The organism is Pseudomonas sp. NBRC 111127 (assembly GCF_001320345.1).
In the GTDB taxonomy this organism is placed as follows: domain Bacteria; phylum Pseudomonadota; class Gammaproteobacteria; order Pseudomonadales; family Pseudomonadaceae; genus Aquipseudomonas; species Aquipseudomonas juntendi.
Genome location: NZ_BCBD01000091.1, coordinates 1 through 21,559 on the forward strand (window position 1 = coordinate 1; position 21,559 = coordinate 21,559).

19 protein-coding genes and 1 tRNA gene are annotated in these 21,559 nt (G+C 64.5%); 9 read left to right on the forward strand and 11 right to left on the reverse strand.

Annotated features, from left to right (window positions below; all coding sequences use genetic code 11):
• The first annotated feature begins 160 nt into the window (after positions 1-160).
• Together APH30_RS16875 and APH30_RS16880 are read left to right on the forward strand one after the other, a co-directional pair.
• Positions 161-607 carry a structural protein P5 gene (locus tag APH30_RS16875; RefSeq protein WP_054913203.1) on the forward strand — a complete coding sequence of 149 codons (447 nt, stop codon included), beginning with the start codon at positions 161-163 and terminating at the stop codon, positions 605-607.
• Positions 604-966: a hypothetical protein gene (locus APH30_RS16880; RefSeq protein ID WP_054913204.1), complete on the forward strand. Its 363-nt coding sequence runs from the start codon at positions 604-606 to the stop codon at positions 964-966. Before APH30_RS16875 ends, APH30_RS16880 begins: the two co-directional genes overlap by 4 nt.
• 214 nt (positions 967-1,180) lie before the next feature.
• Here APH30_RS16880 and APH30_RS28800 read toward each other — a convergent pair whose 3' ends face one another.
• Together APH30_RS28800 and APH30_RS28805 are read right to left on the reverse strand one after the other, a co-directional pair.
• The gene (locus APH30_RS28800; RefSeq protein ID WP_156326525.1) at positions 1,181-1,483 is read right to left on the reverse strand and encodes a hypothetical protein; all 303 of its coding nucleotides are present in this window, start codon (positions 1,481-1,483) and stop codon (positions 1,181-1,183) included.
• Positions 1,484-1,556: 73 nt separating this feature from the next.
• On the reverse strand, positions 1,557-1,709 hold the full coding sequence (locus tag APH30_RS28805) for a hypothetical protein (protein ID WP_156326527.1): 153 nt from the start codon (positions 1,707-1,709) through the stop codon (positions 1,557-1,559).
• A 255-nt stretch (positions 1,710-1,964) separates the two neighbouring features.
• Between APH30_RS28805 and APH30_RS28810 the strand changes: the two genes are divergently transcribed.
• The 5 genes from APH30_RS28810 (at position 1,965) to APH30_RS16905 (ending at position 6,911) form a co-directional block, all read left to right on the forward strand.
• A tRNA-OTHER gene (locus APH30_RS28810) sits at positions 1,965-2,111 on the forward strand.
• A gap of 563 nt (positions 2,112-2,674) precedes the next feature.
• Positions 2,675-3,535 (forward strand): SH3 domain-containing protein, encoded by an 861-nt coding sequence (locus APH30_RS16890; RefSeq protein WP_009681801.1) that lies wholly within the window; start codon positions 2,675-2,677, stop codon positions 3,533-3,535.
• Positions 3,536-3,542: 7 nt separating this feature from the next.
• Complete coding sequence (locus APH30_RS16895) at positions 3,543-5,387, forward strand: hypothetical protein (RefSeq protein ID WP_054913206.1); 1,845 nt, start codon at positions 3,543-3,545, stop codon at positions 5,385-5,387.
• Positions 5,388-5,397: 10 nt separating this feature from the next.
• The gene (locus APH30_RS16900; protein ID WP_054913207.1) at positions 5,398-6,606 is read left to right on the forward strand and encodes a hypothetical protein; all 1,209 of its coding nucleotides are present in this window, start codon (positions 5,398-5,400) and stop codon (positions 6,604-6,606) included.
• A gap of 113 nt (positions 6,607-6,719) precedes the next feature.
• The gene (locus APH30_RS16905; protein ID WP_003254720.1) at positions 6,720-6,911 is read left to right on the forward strand and encodes a YhfL family protein; all 192 of its coding nucleotides are present in this window, start codon (positions 6,720-6,722) and stop codon (positions 6,909-6,911) included.
• Positions 6,912-7,002: 91 nt separating this feature from the next.
• Here APH30_RS16905 and APH30_RS16910 read toward each other — a convergent pair whose 3' ends face one another.
• From APH30_RS16910 to APH30_RS16920, 3 genes are all read right to left on the reverse strand, one after another.
• Positions 7,003-9,438 (reverse strand): TonB-dependent siderophore receptor, encoded by a 2,436-nt coding sequence (locus APH30_RS16910; protein ID WP_054913208.1) that lies wholly within the window; start codon positions 9,436-9,438, stop codon positions 7,003-7,005.
• 247 nt (positions 9,439-9,685) lie between these two features.
• Entirely contained in the window at positions 9,686-10,651 is a 966-nt protein-coding gene (locus APH30_RS16915; RefSeq protein ID WP_054913209.1) for a FecR domain-containing protein, read from the reverse strand.
• A gap of 4 nt (positions 10,652-10,655) precedes the next feature.
• Positions 10,656-11,186: a sigma-70 family RNA polymerase sigma factor gene (locus APH30_RS16920; protein WP_054913210.1), complete on the reverse strand. Its 531-nt coding sequence runs from the start codon at positions 11,184-11,186 to the stop codon at positions 10,656-10,658.
• A gap of 333 nt (positions 11,187-11,519) precedes the next feature.
• Here APH30_RS16920 and mqo point away from each other — a divergent pair, with 333 nt between their 5' ends.
• Positions 11,520-13,157 (forward strand): malate dehydrogenase (quinone), encoded by a 1,638-nt coding sequence (gene mqo, locus APH30_RS16925; RefSeq protein ID WP_009681756.1) that lies wholly within the window; start codon positions 11,520-11,522, stop codon positions 13,155-13,157.
• 90 nt (positions 13,158-13,247) lie between these two features.
• Here the strand turns inward: mqo and APH30_RS16930 are convergent, their stop codons facing one another.
• On the reverse strand, positions 13,248-13,583 hold the full coding sequence (locus APH30_RS16930) for a helix-turn-helix transcriptional regulator (RefSeq protein ID WP_029886571.1): 336 nt from the start codon (positions 13,581-13,583) through the stop codon (positions 13,248-13,250).
• Between the two features lie 49 nt (positions 13,584-13,632).
• Between APH30_RS16930 and xenA the strand changes: the two genes are divergently transcribed.
• On the forward strand, positions 13,633-14,724 hold the full coding sequence (gene xenA / locus APH30_RS16935; RefSeq protein WP_054913211.1) for a xenobiotic reductase XenA: 1,092 nt from the start codon (positions 13,633-13,635) through the stop codon (positions 14,722-14,724).
• Between the two features lie 54 nt (positions 14,725-14,778).
• Here the strand turns inward: xenA and APH30_RS16940 are convergent, their stop codons facing one another.
• From APH30_RS16940 to APH30_RS16960, 5 genes are all read right to left on the reverse strand, one after another.
• A complete protein-coding gene (locus APH30_RS16940) occupies positions 14,779-16,026 on the reverse strand; it encodes an FAD-binding oxidoreductase (protein ID WP_054913212.1) in 1,248 nt (415 codons plus the stop codon).
• Between the two features lie 2 nt (positions 16,027-16,028).
• The gene (locus APH30_RS16945; protein WP_054913213.1) at positions 16,029-17,606 is read right to left on the reverse strand and encodes an aldehyde dehydrogenase (NADP(+)); all 1,578 of its coding nucleotides are present in this window, start codon (positions 17,604-17,606) and stop codon (positions 16,029-16,031) included.
• Positions 17,607-17,751: 145 nt separating this feature from the next.
• Positions 17,752-18,699, reverse strand: a complete 948-nt coding sequence (locus APH30_RS16950; RefSeq protein ID WP_054913214.1) for a dihydrodipicolinate synthase family protein — start codon at positions 18,697-18,699, stop codon at positions 17,752-17,754.
• Between the two features lie 44 nt (positions 18,700-18,743).
• Entirely contained in the window at positions 18,744-19,670 is a 927-nt protein-coding gene (locus APH30_RS16955; protein ID WP_054913215.1) for a 4-hydroxyproline epimerase, read from the reverse strand.
• A 160-nt stretch (positions 19,671-19,830) separates the two neighbouring features.
• Complete coding sequence (locus APH30_RS16960) at positions 19,831-21,447, reverse strand: APC family permease (protein WP_054913216.1); 1,617 nt, start codon at positions 21,445-21,447, stop codon at positions 19,831-19,833.
• Positions 21,448-21,559 lie beyond the last annotated feature (112 nt).

Below are 21,559 nucleotides of genomic sequence, written 5' to 3' on the forward strand. Positions count from 1 at the left end.
CTGTGTCGCCCAGGTGCTGAAGGACTACACCGCCAAAGTCTCCATCAGCGCAAAAGATCCGGCAGAGCCAGCACCAGAGCCTGAGGCGTCTGCTGCCTGACGGCGTTCGCAACCACCCAATGCCCGCCCAGCGCGGGCTTTTTTTCGCCTGGAGAACAGCATGTCCACACCTCGCGGCATCCGCAACCGGAACCCCGGCAACATCGATTTCAACCCCCGCAACGACTGGCGGGGCCAGCTAGGCCTGGAGGAGGGAGTGGCCAAGCCACGCTTTGCCCGCTTCGACGAAGCTGAGAACGGCATCCGCGCCCTGGGCAAGCTGCTACTGAACTACCGTGGCAAGGACGGCATGCCCGGGGTTGGCAAGCCGGGCATCGACACCCCCATCGAATTCATCAGCCGCTGGGCGCCTTCGACCGAGAACAACACCACAGCCTACGCCCAGGCCATCGCCAAGCGCCTCGGTGTCGGCGTGCGCGACTCGATCGACATCAGCAACCCCCGCGTGCTGCGCGAGACCGTCGTGGGCATCATCGTGCACGAGAACGGCAGCAACCCGTACAGCGACCAGGTGATCGACGAGGGCGTGCGGAGGGCGCTGGCGTGAATGCCTGGTTGCTGCGAGCCGCTGGCGCCGGCCTGCTGATCCTGTTCGGAATGGTGGTGGGCGCCTGGGCCACCACTGGCCACTTACGGCCGGCTCTCGACGAGGCGCAGGACCGGGTGGCAGCGTGCACCGCAGCGCGCGACAACCTCGCCGGCCTGGCAACGGAGCAGGGCAAGGCCCTGGGCGACCTGGTGCTGGCGGCGAATGCCCGCCAGGCCGCCGCCGAGCAAGCAGTAAGCGAAGCCAAGGCCAGCGCAGATCTGGACTACTCCGCGGCGAACCGGCTACAGCAGGAGCGCACAGGTGGTGACCAGTGCGCAGCGGCCGCCTCTATCATCGACAAGGAGCTTGGGTTATGAGGATGCCGTTGATTGTGTGCGTGCTGGCGCTGGCTGGGTGCGGCAGCCGGGCCGAGCCGCAGGTGCAGTACGTGCGCGTTGAGGTGCCGGTGCAGGTGCCGTGCCAGGCGCCGGAGGTCGCGGTGCCGTCGTGGGCTGCTGCTGGCCTGCGCAAGAGCGATAGCTTGGAGGTAAAGGTCAGAGCGCTGCTGGCAGAGAGGCGGCAGAGGATCGGTTACGCACGGCAGATCGAGGCTGCAATCCACGCATGCAAGTGAGGCCATACAGCGGCAATGAGCTGGCAGAGAAAGCCGGCAAACATCAAGCTCAAGGCTGCCCACGCAATTTTCTTTGCAAGTGCCTTTTGGTGTTCTGCTTCTTCTCTCAGTTGCCCGACCGTTTTTCCGTTGATAACTGTCCCATCCTCTAAGCCGCGGCCGGTTTCGGCATCAGCGAAGCTTTGAGGTAGAGCCCAGAAGAAAATGAGAACGACGCCAATCATGTTCAGGCAAAGCCCGACAATGTTGAGGATATCCATTGCTTCCTGCAATCTAGATAAAAAGGAGGGGTAGTTCCGGCCGCCCGAATCGCACGCGTCAGGCGGCCTAGCTTTACACTTTCGCTAAAACGATAGCGGCGATGAGACCCAGCACAACAGCGGTCACCGGGTCGAGCCCGTAGGTGCAGAGACCCCAGACTACGCCACCAAACGCCGTGAGACGTTTAGGTAAAGCTGCTGAACCAGCCTGATTCAAAACACCCATGGGGCGCCCTCCTCTAGCTGTTTCTCCAGGTCTCATGTAGCAGTTGGCGAGGAGGTTCAGACTTCGCCGCATATTCCCTGTTTCCCAGCTACGGGTTTTTCCAGCGAGGGTGGCGCGGCGGCCCAACTGGCTTGTTGTGGCCAGTAGTCAGCTGGCCAGCGTCTCGAAGTGGCCGAACGATAGCACTTCCCCTGGCCTGTTTTCCACAGGAAAAGCGTGGGGGAATTCTGGGGGAATTGATCCCCCCAATGGTGTGGAGTGATGTTGCGTCATCGTGCGTTGAAGTGCCTGATTTTATTGGGTTTTGAAAAAATTACTCAAAAAAATATGAGGCCGAAAACGGATTCGAAATCCGTTGTACTGGCAACAGTACCTAGGGTTCAAATCCCTATCTCTCCGCCATACGCGAAGTAGCCGAAGCCCCCGAAAACGTTGAAGTTTTCGGGGGCTTCGTCGTTTTGGTGGTTTGGGTCAGGGCAGCCATAGGCAAAATGGTTCTGTGATGTTGTCGGTGGGCAGTGTTTTTATTGCCCTGGAATCGTGTTTGCCGGGCTGGCCCCTTCGCGGGCACGCCCGCTCCCACAGGGGACGGTGCTGCACCTGAAAACCTGTGGGAGCGGGCGTGCCCGCGAAGGGGCCGGTCCTGCCGACGCTGAGGACCGCAACATTTTGTCTTGAACTGCCAATAGCACCTTGGGCTACAATGCGGCCCTCTACTACACCACTCACGCCCAGGCCAAACGCCGTAATGATTACGCGCGCTGGGCGATGACTTTATCTGACATGGATTCGTTGGATGCTTCGCGCCGTACTGGTCTTCCTTTTTGCCCCGCGCCGGGCGGCTGAATTGCCGCTCGCGACCAGTGCCGCGCCCCCTCTCAAATCCCCGCACACCTTCGCCTGCCGCCGCCTGCCATTGGCTGCGGTACGCGGCTGTGCGCCCCATCGACAATGGAGTGCTCCACTTGCGTAAGAAATTCGTCGCGTCCCTTCTGGCGGTCGCCATCGCTTCTACCACGGCCTGTGCACAGCTCGGGATCAGCAAAGAGCAAGCGGGCACGGTGATCGGTGGCCTGGCTGGCGTTGCCATCGGTTCGACCTTGGGCAGTGGCAACGGCAAGATTGCCGCCGCGCTGATCGCGGGCGGGATTGGCGCCTACGTCGGCAACCGCATCGGCAATATGCTCGATGAGAAGGACCAGCAGGCCCTGGCGCTGCGCACCCAGGAAGTACTGAGCCAGCAGCAGGCTACGGCCAGCGCCCAGCCCGTGACCTGGAAGTCCGACCACTCTGGCGCCAGCGCGCAGATCGTGCCGGGCAAGGAATACACCAAGACCAAGCAGGTCGAGGTCAAGCGCGCGCCCAAGATCCAGGCCGTGCCGTCGATGAAGCTGATCAACGAACCGTACGTGACCACCAGCGACAACCTGAACGTACGCGCCGCGCCGAACGCCTCTGGCGAGAAGGTCGGCAGCCTGAAGAACCACACTGAGTTCACCGCAGTGGGCGCCACCGGCGACTGGATCCTGGTCGGGCGCAAGGGGGTGACCGTGGGCTACGTGCACAAGGACTACGTGGAGCCCAAGGCGCAGGCCGTGGCCAAGCGGGTGACCCCGGCGGTAAACCTGGACGAGCTGGACGTTGCCGCCAGCAAGGAAACCCAAGCCTTCGACCTGGACTCGCTGCAGTCGCTGCCCACCCAGACCGTTGCCGCCGAAGCGGCCTGCCGCCCGGTCACCGTCAGCCTGAAGGCGCAAAACGGCAAGACCGAACAAGAGCAGAACACCTTCTGCAAACAAGCCAACGGCACCTGGGAACTGATCTGAGGACTCCATGAAAAAGCACGCGCTCGCGCTGGCTGTGATCGGCGCTTGTGGTCTGGTACCGCAAGCGTTCGCCCATGAGCTGGCCTATTCCAAGAAAGACAACATCAAGGTCGAAGTGCCTGGCGATGCCAGCACCTGGTGCAAACCCCAGGTCGACCTGACCATCAGCCGCCCAGCCTGGGATAACCAGGAACTGCTGACGGGCCTGCTGAGCAAGCTGCCGTTCGTGTTTGCCAAGGACTGCTCGACCGCCAAGGTGAGTTGGAAGGCAGTCGATGGCAACGGCAAGCTGTACGCCAGCGGCTCGGGCAATGCCAGCAACCTGGGGCTGGTGACCCTGGCTGCTGCACCTGCCGTTGCCGCCCCGGCGCCTGCTGCACCGGAACCGGCGGCGGCTCCGGCAGCGGAGCAGGCACCTGCCCCTGCACCTGCCACGGCAGAGGCCCCGGCAGTTGCCGAACCCGTCCCCGCGCCGGCACAACCAGCACCGGCGCCCGCCGTAGCGGCAGAACCAGCGCCTGCTGCGCCCGCCCAAGCCCCTGCTGCACCACCCGCGGCGGCCCCAGCCCCTGCCCCAGCAGTGGCCGCAGCCCCCAGCTCGGACTTTGGCCGCCCGGTGGTCCTGGCAAACCCCAACCTGATGCAGGTAACCGACGGCGCCGGCTGCAAATGGGTGCTGAGCAAATCGATCATCGGTGCAGGCGACACCCTGTCGTTCGGCACCACCCCGGCCATGCCGTGCCCGGCCTCCGGCTTTGGCCAAGGCAGCTTCGACAGAATCAGCTGGAAAGCGGTGGGTACCTATCGTGGCGATAACTGGGACAAGGTCTATGCCCACCCCAGTGGCCTGATCTTCACCAAGCGCCTTGAGGCCGCAGTGAAGGACAAGGCGGTTTCCTACCTGACTGCCGACGCAGACCAGGCCGCATTCCTGGTGGGTGAAATCCCCGGCCGGCAAATGAAGGTGTACCTGACCTTCAGCCGTTCCAGCTATGGCGTATTGCGCCCGTTCGGCAGCGACCCGTACTACGTGGCGGTCACCCCGGACGAATCATTTGCCCTGGACCCGGCCAAGTACAAGGAGGCCGCGCTGGAGATCTTCGACCTGGTCAAGACCGCCTCGCCGTCCACCACCGATGTGGCCACCCTGTTGATCGTCAAGAACATCTCGGCCATCACCAACAGCCTTTGGGGCAATGACGCGCAGAAGATCACCCGCAACCGCATCGGCATCAACCGCCAAGGCCTGTTCTTCGATGTGCGCGACGGTGCCAACTGGGCGGTACAGCGTGAACAGCAGCGCCAGCGCGAGCTGCGCCAGCGCCAGCAGGAACTGGCGCGCGTGCACACCCGAGTGCTGGAGCGCTACCAACAGCTGCAGGACGGCATGAGCGAGTTCAAGGGGCGTGAAACCGAGGCGCTGGCGCAGATGGCCGGCATCAAGGTGCGCTTCGCGTCGCCACTGGAGCAGCAGAACCCGGCGACCTCGGCCACTGTGGCGACGATGATGGTGCATGTAACCGGCAAGCAGGGCGACTTCTACAGCATCGACTTCCCGAGCAAAGGCCGCCTGGTCGCGGACGAGGAATACGGCGAGGGCTGGTACGTAACCCAAGTGGCCAACGCCACGCCTTACTACCCGCTGGACGACGGCCGCGCGGTGCCCACCTACCGCGCCTACAGCGCCGGCGAGCCAGAGGCCTGCAAGCAGGAACACTGTGCCGACCGCGTATCGTTCGGTGCCGTACTGGCCAAGGAATTCCCCAACGCCGGCATCGATTTCAGCTGGACCCCCGAGGTCTCCCAACAGTACGTGAACGACTGGAACAACGCTTCCGCCATGGTCCAGTGAGGCAAACACCATGATCAAACAGATGAACAAGAAGCAGCTGCTGATGGGCGGTGTGGCCGCAGCGGTGCTGGTGCTCGGCGGTGGCTATGCCCTGCTTTCCAGCTCGGGCAAGAAGGCTGCGATGGCCTACTACGACGACTTCAAGGAGCGCTACTTCCTGGAAGACGTCTTGTCCGAGGGCGACATTTCCTACTCGGCGTTTTCCGGCAACCTGACCGTGGCCGACCCGGAGATCCGCGTGGCCGCCGCACAGACCAACGGGGCTCAGCAGTTCATGCGCGGCCTGTCAGGCCTGATGGAGTCGGTGCAGGGCAGTTCGGCTGAGGAAGGCCTGGCCGGTTGGGCCAAGTACCAGCTCAATGCCAGCCGCGATGTGGCCGGCGTGTACCTGAAGGCAGATGCGCTGAAACTGGCGCACGACGGGGACAGCAAGGACGGCAGCATCCATGTGCAGTTGCTGGGCATGCAGATGGGCAACCCGTTCGTGGCCACCAAGGGCGCCGAGGTGGTGTTGGTGGCCGATGTCAGCGACGAGATCCAGCCACGGGCCGAGCTGCTCGCCAACGGGCGCGCCGCCCCGTCGAGTTTCAACTGGGGGGGCAACATGGCCGTGCGCCAGCCGGTGACCGGTGCCTTCCTGGTCAGCAGTACCGGCGACTTTGGTACCACGGTCGACCTGGACTTCACCATCAAGCGCTCCAGCGACGGTGAAGGCTCGATGAAGTTCGTGGTTACCCACCGCAACGACGGCTCCAAGGTCGGTGAGATCGTGCGCAAGGCCGAGTTCCAGTCGCTGCCGGAGCTGGACGATGTTGAAACCCAGCTCAAGAGCGCCCTGAGTGCCATGGTGATCGGCGCCTACAGCGCGTATTCCGGCCAGGCGGTGCTGGCGGAGGCGGTGAGCGGCTTTGCCCGCAAGGCCAAGGTCGAGAACTACACCTTGAGCTACAGCGGCTTCAAGCCGCTCAAGCAGGCGTTCAACGATTACCAGCAGCGGGTTCCCAAGGCCAAGTTCGCGGCATTCTGCCAGGAAGTGGGGCTGTCATCGTGGAGCAGTGATTTCGGCGCGAAGGCGAAGAACCACAGCGACTCCGAATGTGCCATCGGGCAGAAGCTGGTCGAAGACGGCCAGTTCGAGGAAACCTACACCTTCAAGGAAGGCAAGAGCCTGTTCGCAGCAGTGTTCGTGAGCAAGGCGTACCAGCTGGAAACCGATTGATAGGGAAGGGCTGAGCATTTAAGACCCTGCGACTTGGATCCAATGCTCAGTTTCTGTATCATCCCGCCGCCATCAGACGATGGCCGCAAATGTTTCATTTAAAGGACTTAGTAATGAAAAAGCTGTTCAAGGCCACTGTAGCCGTTGCTGTCGTTTCGGGTGTTGCCCTGCTGTCGGGTTGCACTGGCCAGGTTTACAACCAACCGAAAAACTGCACCTACGACTACCTGTTCCACCCTTCGGTTTCCATCTCCAAGATCATCGGTGGCTGCGGCCCGATCGATAAACTGCCTCAGCAGCAGTAATCTTGGCGGTACCCTGATCGCGCCCCTTGCGGCGTGATCCAATGCCCCCGGTCATGCAAATGGCCGGGGGTTTTTGTTATCCGGGCAAGGGTTACCAGCGCAGCGAAACGGTGCCGAGCAAGGTGCGCTCTTCACCCCAGTAGCAGCGCCCGGCGTTATTGCAGCCTGCCACGTATTCTTTGTCGAACAGGTTGCGCGCGTTCACCTCTACCGACCAGTTGTCGTCTATCTCGTAGCCTACCTTGGCGTCTACCAAGGTCACGTCACCCGTATCCAGCGTGCCGTACAGGCTGGCCGGGGTGTAGGCGAAGGTGCTGTCGAAGTGGCGCACACCGCCGCCAAGCTGCAGGCCCTTGAGCAGCCCGTCACGCCAGCGGTAGGTGCCCCATACCGATGCCTGGTTGCGCGGCACGCCGGTCATCTGGTGGTCTTCGTACAACGACCCAGCCACGTCCTTGGTAATGCGCGAATCGGTGTAGGTGTAGGCGGCCGTCAGATTGACGTGCTCGCTGAGGTCGCTGTTCAGTTCAAGCTCCACACCCTTGGCGCGGCTGGCGCCGATCTGACGGTAGTCACCCACGGCCGCGTCGTAGAGCACATCGTCCTTTTTGCGCAGGTCGAACACCGATGCGGTAACGGCGGTGTTCCAGCCCTTGGGTTCGTACTTGATGCCGAGTTCGTACTGCTCGCTGGTGGTGGGGTCGAGTGGGCCGCTTCTGCTTTCGGTCTGCTGGGTCGGGGCGAAGGCGGTGGCATAGCTGGCGTACGGTGACAGGCCATTGTCGAACTGGTACATCACGCCGGTTTGCCAGGTGAACTTGCTGTCCCAGCTGTTCATGTCGGCCGCGGCGTTGAGGGTGCCTGCCTTGTTGCGGTACTGGCTGTTGACCCGGTCCAGGCGCCCGCCCAGCAGCAGCACCCACCGGTCGACCTTGGTTTGCAGCTGGCTATAGAGGCCGTACATGGTCTGTTCCAGCAGGGCGTTCTGCACAGGCGACGGCGTACTCGGCTTGCCGTTCCAGACCGGCGCGAATACGTTGATGGTGCCGCCGTTGCCGGCATTCCAGTCCTGGTTGAATGAGGTGCGGTCCAGGCTCAGCCCTGCCAGCACGGTGTGGTCGAAGGCGCCGGGGGTGAAGTGGCCTTCGAACTGGTTGTCCAGCGAGTAGGCGATGGACTTGTTATAGCGGTCGTAGGCCGTGTTGCCGAGGGTACTGCCGAAGCCCTTGTCGTTCAGGTTGCCTGGCCACATTTCCTGGCGGTCGATGCGCGACTGCAGGTAGCGCGAGTTCTGGCGGAACTGCCAGGTGTCGTTGAAGCGGTGGCTGAACGCGTAACCCAGGCTCCAGGTTTCCCGCTCGAAGTTGTCCCAGTCCGGGTTGCCGGACAACTGGTCCTTGTCGATCTTGCCGTTGGGGTTGTGCAGCAGGGTACCGGCGGCGGGGAAGCCCAGCTCCATCAGGGTGCGGTCGCGCTGATAGGTGGCCAGCACGGTCAGGCTGTTGTCATCATCGAAATTCAGCGTCAGCGAGGGGGCAAGGTACAGGCGGTCGTCGGGCTGGTGGTCGACCTGGGTGTCGGCGTTGCGGCCCAGCATCACCAAGCGGCCCAGTACATTGCCCGCATCGGTCAATGGCCCGGAAATGTCCACGCCCAGCTGGCGGCGGTTGTGCGAGCCGTAGCTCAGTTGCACTTCCCCGCGGGGCTCGGCGGTGGGCTGCTTGCTGACCAGGTTGACCACGCCGCCGGGGGCGTTTTCACCGTACAGGATCGAAGTCGGCCCGCGGAACACTTCCACCCGCTCCAGGCCATAGGGTTCGCTGCTGGTGTCGTAGCGGTTGCCCTGTACCCGCAGGCCGTCGCGCAGCAGGCCATAACCGTAATCGGTAGCGTTGAAGCCGCGGATGAAGAACAGGTCGCCGGCCTGGCCATCGCCGCCGGCGAAGGGCGGCGAGAAAATGCCCGGCACATAGCCCAGCACTTCGGTGAGGGTTTGTGACTGCTGGTCGTCCAGGCGCTGGCGGGTCACCACCGAGACAGAGCGTGGGGTATCGGCCAGGGCGCTGCTGGTCTTGCTGGCCGTGCTGCTGGCGACCGCACGGTAACCCGTGTCGCTCTGGCCGTTGCTGACCAGCAGGGTGGCTGCATTGATCGCGGTAGCGTCCAGTTGCAGGGCGTTGCCCTCGGCCTGCGGTTGCAGCACATAGCCGGCGTTGCCTTGTGCAACCGCTTGCAAGCCACTGCCCTGTAGCAGGCGGGCCAGGCCCTGGGCCACGCTGTAGCGGCCTTGCAGGCCCTGGCTGAGCTTGCCGGCGGCCAGCTCGTTGCTGCCGGCCAGGTAGATGCCGGCCTGGCTGCTGAACTGGTTGAGGGCGCTGGCCAGCGAGCCGGGGGCGATATCGAAGCGGGTTTCGGCGGGCTGTTCGGCATGGGCCAGGTTGGCCGGCAACATCAGCGGTGCGGCGGCACACAGCGAAAGGGGCGCGGCAAGCGCCAGGCGAAGCATGGGTTGGAAGGGCGTCGGCATGCGGGTCTCTGGAGTCGGTAAGGTGAGTTGGACGGGCTATGCCGGGTTAACCGAACGCGATTGGAAAAAGGGAACTGGCTTGGCATTAATTTTCATAACTGATGAACACCGCGTCGCCTGCTTCGCGGGCTCGCCCGCTCCCACAGGTACTGCGCCGGCTTCGCGTTCACGCTGTCTCTGTGGGAGCGGGCATGCCCGCGAAGAATCCAGCGCGATGCAAGGCGCTGGGTTCAAAGGTGTTCAGGTATCAAGCCGGCTCGACTGTGACCCACCACGGCGTCAGCCGCTGCACCCGCACCGGCAGTGCCGCTTGCAGCAATTCCAGCGCCCGGTCGGTATCGTTGAGCGGAAACGCCCCCATCACCGACAACGTCGCCACCTCCGGGTGCCAGCCCAGGTGCCCATGGCGGTAGCGCCCAAGGGTTTGCAGCAAATGCGCCAAGGGCATGCCTTCGGCGTTCAGCCTGTGCTGAACCCACGACTCGCCTGCGCTTTGCGCCGCGCGGGTAGCGCCCACGCCCCGCGCATTGAACGCCACCTGCTGCCCGGCCTGCACAGTGCGGCGTTCGCCGCCAAGCGCGGTGCACACCTCCACGGCGCCGGCGTACACGGCCAGCCGGGTGTTGTCGCCCTGCTGGCACACGGCAAAGCGCGTACCCAGGGCGTGCATGCGCCCTTGCGCGGTGTCGACGAAGAACGGCCGGCGTGGGTCGTGGGCCGTTTCCACCAGCAGTTCGCCGAAGCGCAGCGCCAACACCCGGCTGCGCGGGGTGAACTGCAGGTCCACGGCACTTTGTGCGGCCAGCCACAGTTGGCTGCCATCGGCCAGGCGGGTTTCGCGGATTTCACCGATGCCAGTGGCCAGGTCTGCCCCCCAACCCGCCAGGGGTGCGCCTTGCCAGGCCCGCCAGCCGAGCAGCGAGCCCGCGCCCAGCACCAGCAGCGACTTGAGCCCGCTGCGCCGGCTGAAGCGGCGCGCGTCCTGCTGGCGCAATGCCTGGCTGGCCGCCACCCCTTCGCCCTGTAGTGGGGCAAAGCGCTGGCCCACCCGCTGCACATAGTGCCAGGCCGCCTGATGGTCGCTGTGCTGCTGCAGCCAGTGCAGCCATTGCTGGTGCAACTGAGGGGTGGCATGTTCGTCCTGCAATTGCACGTACCAGTGGGCGGCCTGCTGCAGGCTGGTGTGGCTGAGCGTGTGCGCGGGTGCGGTCATGGCGTTACTCCACCAGCAAGCCGTCAAGTTCGGCTTCCAGAATGGCGCAGTGCAGAAACGCCTGGGCCAGGTACTTCTTGATCATGCGTTCGCTCACGCCCAGGTGGGCGGCAATGTCGCGGTAGGCCAGGCCGTCTATCTGCGCCAGCAGGAACGCCTGGCGCACCTTGCCCGGCAAGCGCAGCAGCATGGCATCCACCTCGTGCAGGGTTTCGACGATGATCGCGCGTTGTTCGGGGGAGGGCTGCACGGCCTCGGGCTGCAGGGCCAGGTACTGTAACCAGGCGTGCTCCAGCTTCTGCCGGCGCCAGTGGTCCACGCACAGGCCGCGGGCGATGGTCGCCAGGTACGAGCGCTGGCCACGCTCGCCACCCTGCGGCAGCGGGCGTTTGAGCATCCGCACGAAGGTGTCCTGAACCAGGTCGGCGGCATCGCAGTGGCAACCCAGCCGGCGGTACAAAAAGCCGAGCAGCCAGCGCGAATGGCTGTGGTACAGGCGATGAAGCGGGTGATTCAACTCGGGTATCGAAACCACGGCGGCATCCGGCGCGAGCGCGAAAGGGTGCGAATGAGAAATGATCGCAATAGTAGGGCTGTCGGCGCAATACTGCAATCGGCAAGATGTTTTGCCTGCGCGCCATGGGACAACCTGCCGCCTTGACGTAAAGGGCTGCAATTTGTTTGTGCAGGCATTTCAAGTACAATCGGCAAAACGATTCAGCCAAGTCAGTCAATTCGACAAAAGGCAGGGTCGTTTTCTCGTTCTCTAGCTGCTGAACAATGATCAATAACAAGCCTGCGCTGAAGAACACGCTTTACTTGGGCCAGCCACAGGCCCTCCCTCTGTTCTTATGACTGGAATTGATCAATGTTCAAGAAAGCTGGCAAGACCTTGCTGGGTCTGGCTGTCGCTGCAAGCTGCATGCAAGCGCACGCCGCAGAAACCAAGAAAGTCGACGTACTGCTGGTCGGCGGCGGCATCATGAGCTCCACCCTGGCCGTGTGGCTGCACGAGCTGGAGCCAAGCTGGTCGATGGAAATGGTCGAGCGCCTGGACGGCGTGGCCGAGGAAAGCTCCAACGGCTGGAACAACGCCGGTACCGGCCACTCGGCGCTGGCCGAGCTGAACTACACCCCGGAAGACAAAGACGGCAACATCAATATCTCCAAGGCCATCGAAATCAACGAGGCCTTCCAGATTTCCCGTCAGTTCTGGTCGTGGCAGGTTCGCCAGGGCGTGCTGAAGAACCCGCATTCGTTCATCAACACCACCCCGCACATGAGCTTCGTCTGGGGCGATGACAACATCAAGTTCCTGAAGAAGCGTTACGACGCGCTGCAGGCCAGCCCGCTGTTCCGCCCGATGCAGTACTCCGAGGACCACGCGCAGATCGCCAAGTGGGTCCCGCTGATGATGGAAGGCCGCGACCCGAACCAGAAGCTGGCCGTGACCTGGACGCCAATCGGCACCGACGTGAACTTCGGCGAGATCACCCGCCAGTTCGTTGGCCACCTGCAAACCCAGAAAGGCTTCGACCTGAAGCTGTCCAGCGAAGTGCAGGACATCACCCGCAACAAGGACGGCTCCTGGCACGTCGAGTACAAGAACCTGAAGGACGGTACCGAGTCGGCCACCGACGCCAAGTTCCTGTTCATCGGTGCCGGCGGTGGTGCCCTGAAGCTGCTGCAGAAGTCGGGCATTCCAGAAGCCAAGGAATACGCAGGCTTCCCGGTGGGTGGCTCGTTCCTGGTCACCGAGAACCCGACCGTGGCCATGCAGCACATGGCCAAGGCCTACGGTATTGCTTCGACCGGCGCGCCACCCATGTCGGTACCGCACCTGGACACCCGCGTGCTGGACGGCAAGCGCGTGGTCCTGTTTGGCCCGTTCGCCACCTTCTCCACCAAGTTCCTGAAGAACGGTTCGTACCTGGACCTGCTGAGCACCACCACCCCCCACAACGTGTGGCCGATGACCAAAGTCGGTATCGAGCAGTACCCGCTGGTGGAGTACCTCGCTGGCCAGCTGATGCTGTCTGACGACGACCGCTTCGAAGCCCTGCGCACCTACTTCCCGAACGCCAAGAAGGAAGACTGGAAACTGTGGCAGGCCGGCCAGCGCGTGCAGATCATCAAGCGTGATGCCGAGAAGGGCGGTGTGCTGAAGCTGGGTACCGAAGTGGTGGCCTCCGAAGACCGCACCATCGCAGGCCTGCTGGGTGCCTCGCCAGGTGCTTCGACCGCTGCGCCGATCATGCTCAACGTGCTGGAAACCGTGTTCAAGGAGAAGGTCGCTACCCCAGAGTGGCAGGCCAAGATCAAGCAGATCGTTCCGAGCTACGGCACCAAGCTCAATGATTCGGCAGCGGCCACCCAGAAAGAGTGGAACTACACCGCTGAAGTACTGCAACTGGAGAAGCCACCGGTGATCGACGCCAGCGTCGGTACCACCGTTGCGCCAAGCCAACCGGTTGAAAGCAAGCCAGAGAACGACATGGCGCTGTAATTGGCCGCCGGGTTGTGACCGAAAGCCACGGGGGTGACCTCGTGGCTTTTTTGTTGCCTGTTCGGGGCTGTTTGCGGCGCAGGGCAGGTATTACTGCTGGCGCAGAATGCACGCCAGCAACCCCGGGAAGCGGGCCTCCAGCATTTCGCTGCGCAGCGAATTCATATGGGTTGTGCCCACATTGCGGGTATGCACCAACCCCGCATCACGCAAGACGCGAAAGTGGTGGGACATGCTCGACTTGGGCCGGCCGCCGTCTAGTTCGCCGCACGTGGCTTCGGCCACACCGGCCAGCTGGCGCACGATGCCCATGCGCACGGGGTCGCTCAGGGCGTACAGCAGGCGCTCCAGCACCAGGTCTTCAGGGTTGGGATGTTTATAGGCTCGCATGCTGCACATGATACCGGGGGTTTCCATTATTGCCATAGTTCGATTATGATCGAACAATCGTATCCATATAGCCCGGGAGTTTCCCATGTCCGCGTTGTTCCAACCTTACACCCTCAAGGACGTCACCCTGCGCAACCGCATCGCCATTCCGCCGATGTGCCAGTACATGGCCGAGGACGGCATGATCAACGACTGGCACCATGTGCACCTGGCCGGCATGGCCCGGGGCGGTGCCGGCTTGCTGGTGGTCGAAGCCACGGCGGTGGCACCGGAGGGGCGCATTACCCCCGGCTGCGCCGGCATCTGGAGCGACGCCCATGCCCAGGCGTTCGTACCGGTGGTACAGGCGATCAAGGCAGCAGGTTCGGTACCGGGCATCCAGATCGCCCACGCCGGGCGCAAGGCCAGCGCCAACCGGCCCTGGGAAGGTGACGACCATATTGCCGCCGACGATGCCCGCGGCTGGGAAACCATTGCCCCGTCGGCCATTGCCTTTGGCGCACACCTGCCAAAAGTGCCGCGTGCCATGACCCTGGACGACATCGCCCGGGTCAAGCAGGACTTCGTCGATGCCGCCCGCCGTGCACGCGATGCCGGCTTCGAGTGGATCGAGCTGCACTTTGCCCACGGCTACCTGGGGCAGAGCTTCTTCTCCGAGCACTCCAACAAGCGTACCGATGCCTACGGTGGCAGTTTCGACAACCGCAGCCGCTTCCTGCTGGAAACCCTGGCGGCAGTACGTGAAGTGTGGCCAGAAAACCTGCCGCTGACGGCGCGTTTTGGCGTGTTGGAGTACGACGGCCGTGATGAGCAGACCCTGGAAGAGTCGATCGAGTTGGCGCGGCGGTTCAAGGCTGGCGGCCTGGACCTGCTGAGCGTGAGTGTCGGCTTTACCATCCCTGATACCAACATCCCATGGGGCCCGGCGTTCATGGGGCCGATTGCCGAGCGTGTGCGCCGTGAAGCCAAGCTGCCGGTGACGTCGGCGTGGGGTTTCGGTACCCCGCAGCTGGCCGAAGCGGCATTGCAGGCCAACCAGCTGGACCTGGTGTCGGTAGGCCGCGCGCACCTGGCCGACCCGCACTGGGCCTACTTTGCGGCCAAGGAGCTGGGGGGGGAAAAAGCCTCCTGGACCTTGCCAGCGCCTTATGCGCACTGGCTTGAGCGTTATCGCTGAGACACGCTCTGTGCGGGCTGCGTGGCGGCTGGGCCGCCCAGCGGCCCCCCGGGCCTAAAAACGGCCTAGCCGGTAAGCCGCCAGCTCGGCCCCGCCAGCCCGCTCAGCCAAACGCCCCACCCATTGCGCCGTGACCGCCGCCTGGGTCAACCCCAGGTGTTGGTGCCCGAACGCCAACAGCACCCGCCCGTCACACACACGGTCGATCACCGGCAGTGAATCGGGCAGCGAAGGCCGAAAGCCCATCCACGGCGTGGCGCCTTCAACACTCAGGTCCTGCTGAAACAAACCTTTGCTCAAGCGGTGCAACTGCCACGCCCGCTGCATGCTCGGCGGCGCCTCCAGCCCGGCGAACTCCACCGTGCCGGCCAGGCGCAGGCCTTCGGCCATGGGGGTCATGATGAACTTGCGCTCCAGCGAAGTGACCGCAAAGGGCAGGCGCTGGTGTTCGCCAGGCAGCATCAGGTGGTAGCCACGCTCGGTGTCCAGCGGCACCCGTTTGCCGGTCAGGGCAGCGGTGAGCCGTGCCGAATGCGCACCGCAGCTGAGCAGCACCTGGCGGGCGTTGAACGTGCCCTGGGCGCTGGCCAGGCTGACCCCGCCGCTGTGCAGGTGGCCACCCTCTACCTGCGCTTGTACAAAGCGCACGCCGCTGGCCTTGGCCGCCTCGAACAACGCGCAGACCACCCGGTAGGGGTCGATGAAATGCCCGGTGTTGGGGAAAAACAACCCGCCAAGCAACGACTCGCTCAACTGGGGCGCGGCTGCGCGTACGGCGTGTGCCGACCAGTAATCCACGGGCACGGCCTGCTGTTGCAGGCGCGCCTGCAACGCCGCCAGCGCCTGCCGTGATTCGGGGCGCTCGAACACCAGCAGCGAGCCCGCTGCGTGAAACAGCTCGCTGCGCCCGATCGAGCCCAGCAGCTGTTGCCAGGCCCCCAGGCTGGCTTCGTTCAACCGGCGAATGCCGGCCACGCTGCGCTGGAACGGCGCCGGGCGCAGGTTAAGCAGCAGCCGGGTGAACCACGGCATGGCCTTGGGCAGGTACTTCCAGTCCAGCCGCAGCGGGCCCATGGGGTCGAGCAGCATGCGTGGCAGGCGCTTGAGGATCGACAGGTCGGCAATCGGGAACACTTGCTCGGTCGCCAGGTGCCCGGCATTGCCGAACGAGGCGCCATGGCCGGGCGCCTGGCGGTCGAGCAGGGTGACCCGGCGGCCCTGACGGGCCAGTTGCAGGGCGCAGGCGACGCCGACGATGCCGGCGCCCACCACGGCGATGTCGGTTTCAGCGGTTTGGTGCATGCTCAGTCTTCCCGTTTACCGTCCAGCCGGCGCCGCAGTTGCAGCGGGTTGGCCTGTTGCAGGGCCTGTGGCAGCAGCGCATCGGGGAAGTCCTGGTAGCACACTGGGCGCAGGAAACGCAGGATCGCCGCTGTACCCACCGAAGTGGTGCGCGCATCGGTGGTGGCCGGGAACGGGCCGCCATGCACCATTGCGTCACACACCTCGACCCCGGTCGGCCAGCCGTTGACCAACAGCCGCCCGGCCTTGCGTTCCAAGGTGGGCAGCAGGGCGCGGGCGCTGCCGATGTCGGCTTCGTCCAAGTGCAGGGTGGCGGTCAATTGGCCCTCCAGGTGCTCGGCAACCTGGCGCATTTGCTCATCGCTGCTGCAGGCGACCAGCAACGAGGCCGCGCCGAACACCTCGCCTTGCAACGCCGGGTCGGCAAGGAAGGCCTCGGCCTGGGTGACGAACAGCTGCGCCTGGCACTGGTTAGGGCCGGTACCGCCCTGGCCGCTGGCAGCAGGCTGGGCATTGGCGTTTTCCGCCAGGGCCGCGACGCCGGCCTGGTACGCACTGAAAATGCCCGGGGTGAGCATGGTTTGCGCGGCCGCCTGTTGCAGGTGGTGGCTGGCCGCACTGATGAAACGCTGCAAGGCCGGGCCTTGGCGGGCGATCACCAGGCCCGGGTTGGTGCAGAACTGGCCGGCGCCCTGGGTCAGCGACGCGACAAAGCCTTGCGCCAGTGCTTCGCCGCGGGCCTGCAGGGCCGCGTTGCACAGGAACACCGGGTTGATCGAACTCATTTCGGCATACACCGGGATCGGCTGCGGGCGTGCCTGGGCAGCCTGGCGCAGCGCCATGCCACCGCTGCGCGAGCCGGTGAAGCCAACCGCCTGGATGCGCGGGTCGCTGACCAGCGCAATGCCGACTTCTTGGCCGGCGCCGTACAGCAGCGAGAACACGCCTTCTGGCAAGCCGCACTGTTGCGCCGCCTGCGCCAGGGCCCGGCCGACCAGTTCGCTGGTGCCGGGGTGCGCGCTGTGGGCCTTGACCACGACCGGGCAGCCTGCAGCCAATGCCGAGGCGGTGTCACCGCCGGCCACCGAGAAGGCCAAGGGGAAGTTGCTGGCGCCGAACACGGCCACCGGCCCCAAGGCGACCTGGCGCTGGCGCAGGTCGCTGCGCGGCAGCGGCTGGCGTTCGGGCTGGGCTTCGTCGATGCGCACATCCAGCCATTCACCGGCGCGCACCACACGGGCGAAGGTGCGCAGCTGGGTGCAGGTACGGCCGCGTTCGCCCTGGATGCGCGCCTTGGGCAGGCCGGTTTCGGCCACGGCCCGGTCGATCAGGGCATCGCCCAGCGCTTCGATCTGCGCGGCGATGGTTTCGAGAAAGTGGGCCCGTTGTTCGAGCGTGGTTTCGCGGTAGGCATCGAACGCCGCCCAGGCCAGGGCGCACGCTTGGGCCACCTGTTCGCCGCTACCGCCGAAGTAGGGTGGTTCCAGCGCCTGGCCGGTTGCCGGGTTGACGGCGTGGATCGCCGCGCGGCTGCCGGTTACCGGGGTGTGGCCGATCAGCAGGTTGCCTGTAAGGGTCATGGAGCCTCCTTGGGGATTTGAAAAGCCTGCGCGATTCATTGTGGGAGCGGGCGTGCCCGCGAAGCAGGCGACGCGGTGTCTGGCACCGGCTGCGCCGGTGTTCGCGGGCACGCCCGCTCCTACAAGAGACCGCGCAGGCTACACGTCAGGCCAGGTTCTGCTCGGCAGACCAGCTGGCGTACCAGGTGCGGAACAGGGCGTACTGCTGCTCGGCATAGTTGCGCTGGGCGTCGGTCAGGGCGTCGGTCTCGTTGAAATGCAGGCTGTACTCGCGATCGCCGTTGAGCACCATCAAATGCTTGTAGTACAGCACCAGGTCGCAGCCTTCATCGAACGACGACAGCACCGCCAACGCCGCTTCCAGCTCACGCGCCAGGCGGCGGGCGCGGGCGTCGCCCTTGGCCGCCTGCTTGCTCAGGCTTACCAGTTGCAGCACTTCACGCGGCAGGGCGTTGCCGATGCCGGTGATGGCACCGGTGGCGTTGCAGTTGACGAAGCCATGCACCACCTGGGTATCGACGCCGACCATCAGGGTCACGTCGTCGTCCTTGGAGGTGATGTGTTCGGCGGCGTAGCGCAGGTCGGCGCCACCGCCGAACTCCTTGAAACCGATCAGGTTGGGGTATGCGCTGCGCAGTTCGAAGAACAGGTCGGCGCGGGTGGCAAAGCCGTAGTAGGGGCTGTTGTAGATCACGGCCGGCAGCTTCGGTGCCGCGGCGAGAATGGCCGAGAAGTGGTGTTTTTGCGCGATCAGCGAGGCGCCGCGGCTAAGCATGCGGGGGATGACCATCAGCCCGGCGGCGCCAACCTTGGCGGCGTGGGCGGCATGCGCCACCGCCTCGCGGGTGTTCACCGCGCCAGTGCCGACGATGGTCGGGATGCCGGCGCCCACCAGGCGTGCCACGCCTTCCTGGCGCTGGGCCTCGGTCAGCAGCGGCCAGTCGCCCATCGAGCCGCAGTACACCACGGCGCTCATGCCGGCATCGATCAGTTCACGGCCTTTGCGCACCAGCGCGTCGAAGTCCGGCTTGCGCTCGGCGGTGCACGGGGTCATCAGGGCGGGCATGGTGCCGGTGAAGATGTTGTTGTTCATGCAAGTTACTCCTGGCGAAATTCGGGTGGGTCAAAAGGCGGGGCTCAGATGCCCCAGGCGAATGGGTCCTGTTCGTCGATCAGCAGGGTGCTGTCGGCGGTCATGTAGGCGCGGCCGGTGATGAACGGGCGAATCCGCTCGCCGTCGCGCTGGTAGTGGCCCTGGAACTGGCTGCCGGTGATGCTGGCCTGCACCCAGGTCTGGCCCTCGGCCAGCTTGCCGTCGGCCGCCAGGCAGGCCAGCTTGGCGCTGGTGCCGGTGCCGCAGGGCGAGCGGTCGTAGGCCTTGCCGGGGCACATCACGAAGTTGCGGCTGTCGGCGTTGGCGTCGTCGGCAAACAGCTCGACGTGGTCGATGGGCGCGCCGTGCTCGCCGGTAATGCCTTGCGCTTGCAGGGCGTTGAGCATGGCCCAGGTGTACGCGGTCAGGGCCTCGCGGTTATCCAGTTCAATGCGCTGGCGGTGTTCGGCAACCAGGAAGAACCAGTTGCCACCCCAGGCGATGTCGCCATGCACCACGCCATGCCCGGGTACGTCCACCGCCACGTGCTGGCGGTAGCGGTAGGCGGGCACGTTGGCGACAGTGACGGCGCCGTCTTCATGCAAGGTGGCGCTGACCTGGCCGACCGGGGTGTCGATCTTGTGCACGCCGGGTGCGATCAGGCCCAGGTGCTGCAGCGAAGCGACCAGGCCGATGGTGCCGTGGCCGCACATGTTCAGGTAACCGGCGTTGTTGAAGAAGATCACCCCGCAGGTGGCGTCGGCAGACACTGGCGGGCAGTACAGCGCGCCCACCAGCACATCGTTGCCGCGTGGCTCCAGCAGGCAGGCGCGGCGCCACGGGTCGTGCAGCTCGCGCAGTTCGTCGCGCTGCTCGGCCATGCTGCGGCCATGCAGTTGCGGGAAGCCTTTCATCACCAGGCGGGTAGGTTCGCCGCCGGTGTGGGAGTCGATGACGTGAATCTGTTTCATGGGCTCGTCCATTCTTTGATCTGCAGGGTCTTGTGCTGTATAGGCTGGCCTCATCGCCGGCAAGCCAGCTCCCACAGGTATTGCATTGGCCTCTGGGGTATTGCTATTGCATGCGCCTCCCCTGTGGGAGCTGGCTTGCCGGCGATAGGGCCAGTAGCCTTCACCCAGCCAGCGCGGCCTGGCGTTGGCCTGCCAGCGGCACTTGGCTGGCTTCACTTTCGTCCTCGCCTTCCAGGCGTACTAGGTGGGCAGGCACACCGGTAGCGGCACCCCAGTAGTAGATGCCCAGCGCACTGACAGCCACCGCCACCGTGTCGAATGGGTGGCCAAGCACGCCCAGGCCGCCGAAGCTGCCCAGCCAGGACAGCAGGATGGTCACCGCGTAGAAGCCGATCAGCCACGCCGAGCTGCGCACTTGCTGGGCCAGGGTCAGGTGCTGGGTCGGTACGAAGCGTTTGCACACCAGGTACAGCACGAACATCACGATTTGCAGGGCCAGCAGCCAGGACACGGTATTCCAGCCCGACCAGTACACGATCAGTGCGGCGATGATGAACGACAGGGGGCCCAGCACCGCCATGCCCTTGACCCGGAACGGGCGCGGTATCTCGGGGGCGTTGCGGCGCAGCGCGGCGACACTGACCGGGGCCACGGCATAGCTCAGCACCAGGGCTGCGGACACCACGTTGATCAGCGCCTCCCACGACGGGAAGGGCAGGGTCCAGAACACCGACAGCGCAAAGGTCAGCCACAGCGCCGGGCGCGGGATGCCGGACTCGGCGTCGATACGGGTGAAGTAGCGGAAGAAGGTGCCGGTTTGCGCCCAGCCATAGATCACCCGTGGGGTGGCGTTCATGTAGATGTTGCCGCAGCCACTGGGCGAGATCACGGCGTCGGCCACCACCAGGTACGCCAGCCAGCCCACCCCCAGTGCCAGGGCGATATCACGGTAGGGCAGGGCCAGTTCCTTGGTTACGCTGGCCCAGCCGTTGGCCAGCATTTCGGTGGGTACGCTGCCGAGGAAGGCCAGTTGCAGCAAGGCGTAGATGGCGGTGGACAGCAGCACCGACAGGATCAGCGCAATCGGGATGGTGCGCTGTGGGTTCTTCACTTCGCTGGCCACCGAAATGATCGGTGTCAGGCCCAGGTAGGCGAAGATGATGCCACCGGCCGATACGGCCATCTCCACGCCAGACAAACCGAAGGGGGCAAAGCCTTGCACGGTGAAGTTCTGCGGCTTGAAGAAGGTGAACAGCACGCCGATCACCAGCAGCGGCACGATGAACTTGAACACGCTGATCAGGTTGTTGGCCTTGGCAAAGGTTTTCACGCTGCGGTAGTTGAGGAAGAAGAACAGCCCCAGCAAGGCGAACTGCACCAGCCAGCCAAGCACGGTGGGGTCACTGGAGCCGGCCTTGGTCAGTTCGGGAAACCAGGCGGCAGCATATTGGCGTGAAGCGACCACCTCGATGGCGATCAGGCTGGAGAAGGCGATCAGGGTGATGAAGCCCATCAGGTAGCCCAGCAGCGGGCCGTGCGAGTACACCGGGTAGCGCACCACGCCACCGGCGCGGGGCAGGGCGGCGCCCAGTTCGCAGTACACGATGCCCAGCAGCAGCACGGCGAAGCCGCCGAGGAACCAGGATAGGATGCCGGCCGGGCCGGCGATGGCCGAAACGTGGCTGGCGGCGAACAGCCAACCGGAGCCGAAAATGGCGCCGAGGCCGATGAAGGTGAGGTCCAGCAGCGATAACTGTTTCTTGAATTTGCCTGACATGGGTTCGCCTTTTTGTTGGTTATTGGATAGGCAGGTCTGATGTCACCAGGTGCGGCTTTCGGGCCGCGTTCTTGTAGGGCTTGGGCGGCTTGCGTGGGGCATAGAGTGGACC

Excerpts from the sequence above, each read along its gene's own strand:
- APH30_RS28800 (WP_156326525.1), bottom strand. The coding sequence starts at position 1,483 with ATGGATATCCTCAACATTGTCGGGCTTTGCCTGAACATGATTGGCGTC.
- APH30_RS16905 (WP_003254720.1), top strand. The coding sequence starts at position 6,720 with ATGAAAAAGCTGTTCAAGGCCACTGTAGCCGTTGCTGTCGTTTCGGGT.
- APH30_RS16960 (WP_054913216.1), bottom strand. The coding sequence starts at position 21,447 with ATGTCAGGCAAATTCAAGAAACAGTTATCGCTGCTGGACCTCACCTTC.
- mqo (WP_009681756.1), top strand. The coding sequence starts at position 11,520 with ATGTTCAAGAAAGCTGGCAAGACCTTGCTGGGTCTGGCTGTCGCTGCA.
- xenA (WP_054913211.1), top strand. The coding sequence starts at position 13,633 with ATGTCCGCGTTGTTCCAACCTTACACCCTCAAGGACGTCACCCTGCGC.
- APH30_RS16955 (WP_054913215.1), bottom strand. The coding sequence starts at position 19,670 with ATGAAACAGATTCACGTCATCGACTCCCACACCGGCGGCGAACCTACC.
- APH30_RS16910 (WP_054913208.1), bottom strand. The coding sequence starts at position 9,438 with ATGCCGACGCCCTTCCAACCCATGCTTCGCCTGGCGCTTGCCGCGCCC.
- APH30_RS16950 (WP_054913214.1), bottom strand. The coding sequence starts at position 18,699 with ATGAACAACAACATCTTCACCGGCACCATGCCCGCCCTGATGACCCCG.
- APH30_RS16930 (WP_029886571.1), bottom strand. The coding sequence starts at position 13,583 with ATGGCAATAATGGAAACCCCCGGTATCATGTGCAGCATGCGAGCCTAT.
- APH30_RS28805 (WP_156326527.1), bottom strand. The coding sequence starts at position 1,709 with ATGGGTGTTTTGAATCAGGCTGGTTCAGCAGCTTTACCTAAACGTCTC.
- APH30_RS16875 (WP_054913203.1), top strand. The coding sequence starts at position 161 with ATGTCCACACCTCGCGGCATCCGCAACCGGAACCCCGGCAACATCGAT.
- APH30_RS16940 (WP_054913212.1), bottom strand. The coding sequence starts at position 16,026 with ATGCACCAAACCGCTGAAACCGACATCGCCGTGGTGGGCGCCGGCATC.
- APH30_RS16945 (WP_054913213.1), bottom strand. The coding sequence starts at position 17,606 with ATGACCCTTACAGGCAACCTGCTGATCGGCCACACCCCGGTAACCGGC.
- APH30_RS16915 (WP_054913209.1), bottom strand. The coding sequence starts at position 10,651 with ATGACCGCACCCGCGCACACGCTCAGCCACACCAGCCTGCAGCAGGCC.
- APH30_RS16895 (WP_054913206.1), top strand. The coding sequence starts at position 3,543 with ATGAAAAAGCACGCGCTCGCGCTGGCTGTGATCGGCGCTTGTGGTCTG.
- APH30_RS16900 (WP_054913207.1), top strand. The coding sequence starts at position 5,398 with ATGATCAAACAGATGAACAAGAAGCAGCTGCTGATGGGCGGTGTGGCC.